The sequence below is a fragment of the Bartonella elizabethae F9251 = ATCC 49927 genome (genome assembly GCF_000518165.1).
GTDB lineage: Bacteria > Pseudomonadota > Alphaproteobacteria > Rhizobiales > Rhizobiaceae > Bartonella > Bartonella elizabethae.
Genome location: NZ_KI912396.1, coordinates 1 through 1,153 on the forward strand (window position 1 = coordinate 1; position 1,153 = coordinate 1,153).

At 40.2% G+C, this 1,153-nt stretch carries 1 protein-coding gene; it reads left to right on the top strand.

The features are described from left to right. Positions 1-348 precede the first annotated feature (348 nt). The gene (locus tag T429_RS0109455) at positions 349-813 is read left to right on the top strand and encodes a helix-turn-helix domain-containing protein (protein WP_005774720.1); all 465 of its coding nucleotides are present in this window, start codon (positions 349-351) and stop codon (positions 811-813) included. Positions 814-1,153 lie beyond the last annotated feature (340 nt).

Sequence of the window (1,153 nt, forward strand, 5' to 3'; positions counted from 1 at the left end):
TGAGATTCCGGGAGTTTTTGCCATGTCCAGGTGTGTTTACACACTAAAAGCAAAAAAAGCTGACTGAACTCAGTGTTTTGACTCCCGGAATACGCATAAAGAAGTCACTTGAAACCGGAGAGTTTGACAGATCTCTCTTAAACAACTGAAGGCAATTTTGTGTTTGATTTCTTGAGTGAGAAAAAACACTCCTTTAAATTTTATTGTAAATTTTCTTCAATTCCTTTATAGCTTAAAAGGTAACTTTGGTCGTAGACGCAGCGATCAATGGGGTCTGAAAGCCCTAAAATCCGAGCGTAAAAATGAACTCACTCTTGTGGGTGTCCCGGGATTCCGGGAGTTTTTGCCATGTCCAGGTGTGTCCACACACTAAAAGCAAAAAAAGCTGACTCGGATTCAGTACTTTCAGACTCCCGGAATACTTATGCGAGGGCGCTCGCAACCGGAGGGGAACCTGAAGTGAAAGCGAAAAATCCACATTCTAACGATATTTTGATAGGCAAAAGAATTCGTTTGAGACGAGAAATGTTGAAAATTTCTCAAAAAGAATTAGGGCATCGTTTAGGGGTTACCTTTCAACAAATCCAAAAATATGAAAAAGCGATCAATCGCGTTGGTGCAGGGCGCCTACAAGAAATTGCTGATATCCTGGATATCTCTATTTTCTTTTTTTATGCCGATATTTCGTTGAAAGAAAAAAATACATCCTATGATGAAATTGCCAGCAAAGAAGAGCATACTCTTTTGAAAAGTTTCAGAGAACTCAAGCCTAAGCAACAAAAAGCAATTTTGAGTTTGATTTGTGAGCGATAAAAATCACACCTTTAAATTTTATTACTGCTCTTTTGAAATGATTTTATGAATAAGGACATCTAAAATGCAGTTTTAAGGGGGAATCCAAAGCCTGAAAATCCAAACAGAGATATGAGCCTCTTTTATAAGGAGCACGAAATTCCGGGAGCTTTTGCCATGTCCAGGTGTGTCCCCGCGCACTAAAAGCAAAAGGCTGAGTCAAGTTTCAGTTCTTTCATCTCCCGGAATACACATGAAAAAGCCGCTTGCAATGGGCTAAGGGGAGTGATCTGTTTGTCTATAAGGAACACGAGATTCCGGGAGTTTTTGCCATGTCCAGGTGTGTCCGCGCACTAAAAGC

Bases quoted from the DNA above. Each gene is read 5' to 3' on its own strand.
- T429_RS0109455 (WP_005774720.1), top strand. From the start codon at position 349: ATGTCCAGGTGTGTCCACACACTAAAAGCAAAAAAAGCTGACTCGGAT.